The sequence below is a fragment of the Fulvivirga kasyanovii genome (genome assembly GCF_009711405.1).
GTDB classification, from domain to species: Bacteria; Bacteroidota; Bacteroidia; order Cytophagales; family Cyclobacteriaceae; genus Fulvivirga; species Fulvivirga kasyanovii.
Window position 1 is genome coordinate 7294 of sequence record NZ_SMLW01000518.1, and the last position, 8285, is coordinate 15578.

Consider the following 8285-nt stretch of genomic DNA (forward strand, 5'->3'; position numbering starts at 1 on the left):
TTCTTGCGGGCTTCCATTAGGAAAAAGCTCATCCAGCACAGCTTCAATCTGCCTCAATCTATCTGCCTGGTGTCTCTTTTCAGCCCTGACAAATTTCTTTTCAATGCTTTCAAGCTTCTTTTTTGTCTTTACCTGTTGAGCTTCTACATGAGGAGCCAGGGTGGGATCGATCTCAGCAGCCTGGGCTTTTATTTTTTCAAACTGCATGAGGATTTCTTCCATTTGCCCATTCAGGTGAATATCTCGCGTAGAATGTTCTTTTACAGCTTTTTTATAGAGGTCGTCCTTATCCAGGAAAATGTCGTTAACAGCCAGGTGTGTTTTTTCCCACTTGGATGAAATGTTCTTGGGTATTACCAACGCAAAGCTCCTGGGCATCACAATAGGGAATGTTATGTTATGATGATCAAATACAGGCTTAAGCTGTAGCCAGTAAATCACCTCAGCAGGGCCACCGATATAGGCAAGGTTAGGCAAAACACATTCTTCATAAACAGGCCGAAGTACTACGTTGGGACTAAAACGCTCCGGGTGACTACTAATTAGTGAACGCATTTCTTCTTCTGTAAACTCCAATGTCGTATCCAGGACTTTGAATTTACCATCCTCCTCTACTATTCGGCTTCTTAGCCCTTCATCCAGGTAAAAGAAATTGATTGCCCTCGGATAGACCTGGGTTTTATATCCCAGTTTATCAAGTTTTCCGGATTGCTTCTCTACAAGGTCATTGGCCGTATGGCGGAAAACGTCCTCCTCAATTACAGGCACAAATAACTTCTTCAAAGCAGGACTGTCTCCATCCACTGCGATCAGGCCGTATCTTCCAAAAAGCTCATTAACATAGTACCGAACCGCATCGGTTAAATTATTATGTTTCAAATATGCCTCCCGGAAAAATTCAGGCATTCCAGGAACCGCATCAACGATGTCCTTTAGCTCTTTAGGGTTAAACCTGCCTACCGCACCTTTCTGTTCAGTTTTCCACTGGTGCTTTTTCCCATTTAAACGAAAATAGCTGATCTCATCAAAGTCATGATCTTCTGAAGCCATCCAATAGACGGGCACGAAATTTTTATCAGGATAAGCAGCCTTTAGCTGCTTACAGATGTTGATGACGGTTACAATTTTATAGATAAAGTAGAGTGGGCCGGTGAAGATATTTAGCTGATGGCCCGTGGTGACGGTGAAAGTGTTTGAATCCTCCAGCAGGTCCAGGTTTTGACGTACTGCTTCGGAGAATTTCAGGTTCTGATATTGTTCTTCCAAAACCTGACAAAGTATCTTTCTGCTCTCCGGTGAAAAACTCTTTTTGGCTATTTGGTCCTTAAAGGAATTTACGTCCGGCCTCTCACCATAAAATTCCCTGAGCTGATCTTTCCCATTTATATAATCGAGAAATAGTGATGAAAATTGACGGGTATCCTTGTAATCAACTTTAGTCAGGTTCATATCGATAAGTTAAGAGGTCACTTTTTACAGCAACGGTCAAATGACTTCACCATACAAGTCGAATTCTGTCGCATCATTGATCTTAACATTTACAAAATCTCCTAACCTTAAATGTTTTGATTGCTCTTCAATAATTACTTCATTATCCACCTCAGGCGAATCGTATTCCGTTCTTCCTATGAACTGGCCACCTTCTTTTCTATCTACAATTACTTTAAAGGTTCTGCCGATCTTCTCCTCGTTCAGCTCATAAGAAATCTTTTCCTGTACTTCCATTACGGCATTTGCCCTCTCTTGTTTCACTTGTTGAGGAACATCGTCGGTAAAATTATATGCGTGGGTATTTTCTTCATGTGAATAGGTAAAGATACCAAGCCTGTCAAAACGTGACCTTTCCACAAACCCCAACATCTCATTAAAATCATCCTCAGTCTCTCCGGGATAACCGGCTATCAATGTAGTCCTTAAGGCTATGCCGGGCACTTTCTCTCTGATGATTTGGATTAGTTCTTCCTGCTTCTCCCTCGTAGTGCCCCGGCGCATGTGTTTCAATATTCGGGTAGAGCCATGTTGCAAAGGCATATCCAGATAGTTGCATATATTGTCACGCTCGGCCATTACATCAAGTACATCCAGCGGGAAACCGGTAGGAAAGGCATAATGCAACCTGATCCACTCAATACCCTCTACATCCGACAGCTTCCTGAGTAGCTCAGCAAGATTTCTTTTTCCATAAATATCAAGCCCATAGTAGGTAGAATCCTGGGCGATTAGCAGCAACTCTTTGGTGCCATTTTTAGCCAGGTTTTTTGCTTCGGTAACTAACTGTTCAATAGTTTTTGAAACGTGCTTGCCCCGCATGATAGGAATAGCACAGAACGAACAAGGCCTGTCACACCCCTCGGCTATTTTAACATAGGCATAATGATTGGAAGTGGTCAATATCCTTTCTCCAACCAACTCGTGCTTATAATCCGCTTTAAATTTTTTCAGGAGCATGGGTAGCTCCATAGTCCCAAAAAAGGCATCAACCAAAGGGATCTCCTTTTCCAGATCATCCTTATACCTCTGCGACAAACAGCCTGTCACATACAATTTATCAATCAACCCCTCCTCTTTGGCATCGGCATATCGCAGAATGGTATCAATAGACTCCTGCTTGGCATTGTCAATGAAGCCGCAAGTGTTTACAATAATGATGTTGGCATCATCGTTTACAGCTTCATGGCTGGCATTTATCTTATTTCCGCGAAGTTGGGTAAGCATCACTTCGGAGTCCACCAGATTTTTGGAGCACCCGAGTGTTACTATATTTACCTTATCCTTCTTTCTTCCCTTGGTTTTCAAATTATTCTATTTTAAACGTGGCTGCAAAATTAGCGAAACTACATGGTAATGCGAAAGCAATTGTGGTGTACCACAAAAATACACCCCCCCCATGCCTCAACTCCTGCAGTTGGTATTTATTCAATTTTATTTCAAACCTGATCTTACCGCCAAATGGCACGTGGTTTGGTTACTCAAAGTTTATGATCATTTCACCTTCACTTCTTGCTGCAATACTTATATTTGTGCCCTATTCATGAAAATAGTTATACCGATATTAATTCTCTCAGCGGCCATTATTTTAACCGGCTGTCTTGATGACCCTGATTGCAATAGCCAAACAACCAATTTTGTAAACATAAAGTTTTACAATAGCGATAATAATGAGGCTGATACGTTGAACATTAACGGAGTCATTGCATCAGGCACCGACAGTGTGTTCTTTGAAGAAGCAGAAGTGTCTTCCATAAGGCTTCCTCTCAGGCCAGACACTGTTCAAACCACCTTTGTTTTTGATTCGGAACTGGGCATTGATACACTGATATTAAAGTATAGTGTTAATACCCGTTTGGTGTCTGAAGATTGTGGCATAGAGATGGTATTCTCGGAGTTGGAATATGTAAGGAGCGATTTCGGCTCTATAGAAGTAGTGAACAAAATACTTGTAGAACAAGTCACTGAAGATGTTAAGATATTTAATTAGTATTTTCCTGCTCACCATTGCCACGGCCTCTTTTGCCCAAAAGGTAAAAGTGCAACTTGATACTACAAGCAGGCGGTTTATTCCCACCGGCATCAGGGTTGGTGCTGACCTTATTGGCTTTGGCAAGACATTTAGCAAAGACGACTACAAGCAATATGAATTTCAGGCCGATATAGATTTTTATCGCTACTTTCTCAATATAGAGTACGGCCAGATGGAGCGCACACTGGAGAACAGCACTTCTCTTTACAATGTAGAAGGCAGCTACTTTAAAATTGGTCCGGACATAAACTTCCTCCACCGTGACCCTGATCAGAGCGCCTTGTTTTTTGGGCTCCGGTATGCCACTACTTCCTTCTCGGATAACCTAAATTTCAGCTATACCAACGCTGCTTTTGGTGACGGCACTTCGGAGATTTCCAACCATAACCTAAAAGCTGACTGGTTTGAAATGGTGACGGGCATGAAAGTGAAAATGTGGAAATTTATATGGATGGGCTATACAGCAAGGTTCAAGTTTGGTGTCGATACTTTTGAGCGCAATGAGCTTATTCCACATGAAATACCAGGATACGGCAGAGCTGACAAAAAAGTATCCTGGGGCTTCAACTATTATTTGATATTCAGGTTGCCATTGAGAAAAGGACCTCAAACCATAGAGTTGCCCTCGCCTGATGAAGTGAATAATAATTAATGATCAATTTCCCAGAATTCTGTTCCATAAAGGCATAAGCATTTTGCTGCCCTGCCCGAGATTCTTCTCTACTTCATCGACCTTTACTTCAGAACCGCTTTGGTAAACATGGTAAGCAAACACAAAGTTGCCTTCACCTGTCTCCCAACCACTGCTTTGCCCAAATCGCAAATCATTGATAATAATACCCTGGGCTGCAGGTTCTACGGTATACCATTCTTCAGCTATCTCAATAAGCTTTCTAACGCCTTCGTCATTTTCAAATTTCCCCAGCAGCTCTCTGTTCTTCGGGAAAAAATCATAAGCTATTTTCTGATCATTATCCAGGAAAGAGTAGTAACCGATGTAGTACCCTTCTTCGGTTTCAACATTCACCGTCCATAGCACAATATTCAAAGGGGCTGGCCTGCTATCGTAACGGATAACCTCAATTCCCTGAGCAGCAAAAGAACTCTCGAATACTGAATTTGCCTCATATTTGGCTATTAGCGTAAGTGCAAGATAGGAAGAGCTAAGTATCAGTCCCGCCATATTCAATTTTCTTCTTCTCACACTATTACGAGGCAGGAACATCAACCAGACCAGGCACACCAATAACGGCAGTGTGTAAAGCGGATCAACAACAAAGACACTCTTGAATGCAACTCTATGGTCCAGAGGCCAGAAGAGTTGCGTCCCCCAGGTAGTAAAGCAGTCTAGTAACGCATGTGTAAACAAGCCCAGAAACACTAGCCATGTCCAGTCCTTCCATGTGGCACTGGTTTGCCGGTGTAAGCGACTGATAAAATATCCCACTACAGGAGAAATAACAATGGCAAACAGCAATGAATGTGAGATACCTCTATGGAAGTCCAGCGCCTCCACCGTATTTAAAAAATAACGGCCGATAACATCGAGATCCGGAATAGTACCACTAATGGCACCCCACATTACAGCTTTATTTCCTGCCTTTTTACCAGCTACAGCCTCTCCGACGGCAGCACCAAGCAATACCTGAGTTACAGAGTCCAAATTTATTTAAATTGGTAAGGGGCTAAGATACCCGATAAATACTTATTGTGAAAAACCGGGTATGATAGCAGCCTCTCCAACATTTAGAAAAAGGCTATTGTCGCTGATAAACAAACAATTACCCTCAGGAAGTTATTACATTCGTCAGCTCCATTCTTTTGTTCCGCAGGTCAAGCCCTCCTTCCAGAATAGATTTCAGATTGGCCATGTAAAAAATCCAACCTCGGGAGTCACCTACAAAATACTTCAGCGCTGTTTCAGTATCTGTAGGCAAGTCACTCTCCACAAGCTCCACTATGGTCTCTCCGGCCTCTTCATAAATAGTAATGGTAACAGGGCACTCCAGGGAAAACGTAAAGCTAAAAACGTTTTTCCCATTGGCTTTTAACACTTTACCTTTCTCCACCACACTATCAGGATAGCCATACCAGAACCACTCGTAGGTATCTCCTTCTACAATCGGAGCTTTTTTGTCTTTTAAATTACCCTCAGCGTCTTTGAAAACAGCCTTTCTCAGAAACCAGGACTCAAGAGCCTCAGATGTATTCCAGGCTTTATACGCGGCTGCCATATCAGTCTTAACATTAACCCGTAACCGGAATTTACTCCATTGATTTTCCATATTAATTTCATTTTTTGTTTTGTCAAAGCTATAACTGCGCACAAAAGATCATTTATCGAAAATTGACAATTTACAACTCAGGCCAGGCGGCTTCTCAATTATAGAACATCACTCCTCAGTACTTATATTCGCTTCACCATAGAGCCTGGGCGAAACACCAACCCTGGCTTTAAAAAGCCTGCTAAACGAGGACAGGCTATCAAATCCAACCGCATGACAAACAGAAGATACTGATCGGCCTCTCTCTGAAAGCAACAGCCGGGCTTTATCAATGCGCACCTCTATTAAATATTGGTGAGGCGTCAGGCCATAGGTCTTTTTGAATATTCTTATGAAATGGTAAGGGTTTATCATAGCGATATCAGCCATTTCCTCCACCGTAACAGCAGAAGCATGGTTTTGCTCAACCCAGGCCTTCGCCATTGACAACCGCTTATATAAGCTTACCCGGGTAGAATTTTTAACCACACCCAATTTGGAGGAAACCTGAATAGCTGAAAAGTTTTCCAAAATCACATTATCCAGTATGGTACGAATGAGCATATCAGCTTTCAATGTGTGGAAAGAAGCACAACTTTTACCTAAATCAATCAGCAAGGGCAGGAAATCCTTTAATGAGGCATTCGCATAGTGGACATGCTCAATAAGTGAATAGTCATGGTAATCTTTAATATTTTTACCGGGCTTTGAATTGCGCTGAAACAAAGAATCTGCAATAAGTTCGGACAAGACATTGTTGAAATACAGAATAATAAAAACACCTTTCTTCTCTCCCTTGATAGACAACTGGCTACCCTTGTTAAGAAATACGAATGCATTGCTGTCCAGGTACAGGTGCTCTTCGTTAACCTCAAAAACGGCTTTACCCTCCTGCACCGCCACTAGTCCCAAACCGGTGGTATGCCTGGGATAGCTATAATCCTTATCGAATGCCTGCACATAAAGGCAATGATCAGAAAAGTATGGTGAGCCTTCACTGATTATGAAAGGTGGTGCTTCCGGCAACTGGCGAAGTATCATTTACAAAAGGGTTTCATTTGGAAAATAGTGAATTCTCCAGGTATTGACAATGACGGCAAAGCCATTTGAATATTTAATTAGGGGCTTCAAGTCAGGTCTGAAGAAATCTGACCGGTCTATTAGCCATATCGCTTAGCGTTAAAATAGTTAACCCGCTGCTCCTGATGTGACTTTATACCTTCGTAAATCAAATAAGGCACAACTACAAATCCGGCAAGCGCTTCAATAGCATATATGCTGTTCAATCCGGCAGCCAAGCCTATAACCGTAAACAAAACAGAAATTGTACCCACTACGAAGATAAAAACACCTATAAGCCTCCAGTATTTGTGTTGCCTGGCTTTTATATCGTTCACTGAATAAGCTTTAACCGAATTACACTGGACACAATGCAATTCAACCTTCGCCCCATGCTTTTTTGCCAATGCAAACCTATCCACCACGTTTTGCCTAAAACGAATAAACGCTCCGCAGGAAATACATCTGGTCTGTAAATTCACGTTAGGAAAGTTACGGAAATGTCCGCCAAAAAAATAAAAGTATTAAATGGACTTCTTAAAGAAGGAATCCACAAATTCCATTTTGTTAAACACCTGCAGGTCATCCACTTTTTCACCTACACCTATGTATTTTACCGGAATTTTGAATTCGTCTGATATGCCTATTACCACGCCACCTTTGGCTGTACCGTCCAGCTTGGTAATTGCCAGAGAGGTAACATCAGTGGCTTTAGTGAATTCACGGGCCTGAATCACTGCATTCTGACCGGTACTGCCATCCAAAACGAGAAGAACCTCGTGTGGCGCATCGGGAATAAATTTTTGCATTACCCTCTTGATCTTGGAAAGCTCGTTCATGAGGTTCACTTTGGTGTGAAGCCTTCCTGCAGTATCGATGATAACCACATCAGCATTTTCTTCAACGCCTTGCTTTACGGCATCAAAAGCTACGGCCGAAGGATCGGTATTCATGCCTCTGGCTACAACCGGAACCCCTACACGTTCGCCCCAAAGTTTGATCTGATCAACAGCAGCGGCCCTGAAAGTATCGGCAGCGCCGAGCACAACATTAAGTCCTTTTTTCTTGAATTGGGCAGAAAGCTTGCCGATTGTGGTGGTTTTACCCACACCATTTACGCCTACAACCATGATCACGTAGGGCTTTTTGCCTTCCGGCAGGGAAAAATCGTTAAGATCCTGGGTATTGTTTTCAGCCAGAAGACCGGCTATTTCTTCACGAAGTATTTTGTCAAGCTCTTCCACACCCAGGTACTTGTCGCGGGCCACCCGGTCTTCAATTCTTTGAATGATCTTGATAGTAGTGTTTACTCCTACATCAGAAGTGATGAGGACCTCTTCCAATTCATCAAGTACCTCTTCGTCTACCTTGGATTTTCCTACAACGGCTTTACCAAGTTTGGTGAAGAAGTTTTCTTTAGTTTTTTCCAGCCCCTTGTCCAG

9 protein-coding genes are annotated in these 8285 nt (G+C 42.4%); 2 read left to right on the forward strand and 7 right to left on the reverse strand.

Translation table 11 applies throughout. The features are described from left to right. Both bshC and rimO read right to left on the reverse strand, forming a co-directional pair. The coding region (gene bshC / locus E1163_RS11065) for a bacillithiol biosynthesis cysteine-adding enzyme BshC (protein ID WP_155171644.1) at nucleotides 1-1449 on the reverse strand (1449 nt) is incomplete at its 3' end. 36 nt (nucleotides 1450-1485) lie between these two features. Beyond that, nucleotides 1486-2796 (reverse strand): 30S ribosomal protein S12 methylthiotransferase RimO, encoded by a 1311-nt coding sequence (gene rimO, locus E1163_RS11070; protein ID WP_155171628.1) that lies wholly within the window; start codon nucleotides 2794-2796, stop codon nucleotides 1486-1488. 235 nt (nucleotides 2797-3031) lie between these two features. Here rimO and E1163_RS11075 point away from each other — a divergent pair, with 235 nt between their 5' ends. Together E1163_RS11075 and E1163_RS11080 are read left to right on the forward strand one after the other, a co-directional pair. After that, nucleotides 3032-3478: a DUF6452 family protein gene (locus E1163_RS11075; protein ID WP_155171630.1), complete on the forward strand. Its 447-nt coding sequence runs from the start codon at nucleotides 3032-3034 to the stop codon at nucleotides 3476-3478. Next, nucleotides 3459-4172: a DUF6048 family protein gene (locus E1163_RS11080; RefSeq protein WP_155171632.1), complete on the forward strand. Its 714-nt coding sequence runs from the start codon at nucleotides 3459-3461 to the stop codon at nucleotides 4170-4172. Before E1163_RS11075 ends, E1163_RS11080 begins: the two co-directional genes overlap by 20 nt. Before the next feature lie 3 nt (nucleotides 4173-4175). Here the strand turns inward: E1163_RS11080 and E1163_RS11085 are convergent, their stop codons facing one another. The 5 genes from E1163_RS11085 to ftsY form a co-directional block, all read right to left on the reverse strand. Continuing rightward, entirely contained in the window at nucleotides 4176-5183 is a 1008-nt protein-coding gene (locus E1163_RS11085) for a metal-dependent hydrolase (protein ID WP_155171634.1), read from the reverse strand. Between the two features lie 124 nt (nucleotides 5184-5307). Then, nucleotides 5308-5805 (reverse strand): SRPBCC family protein, encoded by a 498-nt coding sequence (locus tag E1163_RS11090; RefSeq protein WP_155171636.1) that lies wholly within the window; start codon nucleotides 5803-5805, stop codon nucleotides 5308-5310. A 108-nt stretch (nucleotides 5806-5913) separates the two neighbouring features. Continuing rightward, nucleotides 5914-6825, reverse strand: a complete 912-nt coding sequence (locus E1163_RS11095) for a helix-turn-helix domain-containing protein (RefSeq protein ID WP_155171638.1) — start codon at nucleotides 6823-6825, stop codon at nucleotides 5914-5916. A gap of 119 nt (nucleotides 6826-6944) precedes the next feature. Beyond that, on the reverse strand, nucleotides 6945-7181 hold the full coding sequence (locus E1163_RS11100; RefSeq protein WP_155171640.1) for a hypothetical protein: 237 nt from the start codon (nucleotides 7179-7181) through the stop codon (nucleotides 6945-6947). Nucleotides 7182-7367: 186 nt separating this feature from the next. Further along, a partial coding sequence (gene ftsY, locus E1163_RS11105) for a signal recognition particle-docking protein FtsY (RefSeq protein ID WP_155171642.1) occupies nucleotides 7368-8285 on the reverse strand: 918 nt, incomplete at its 5' end.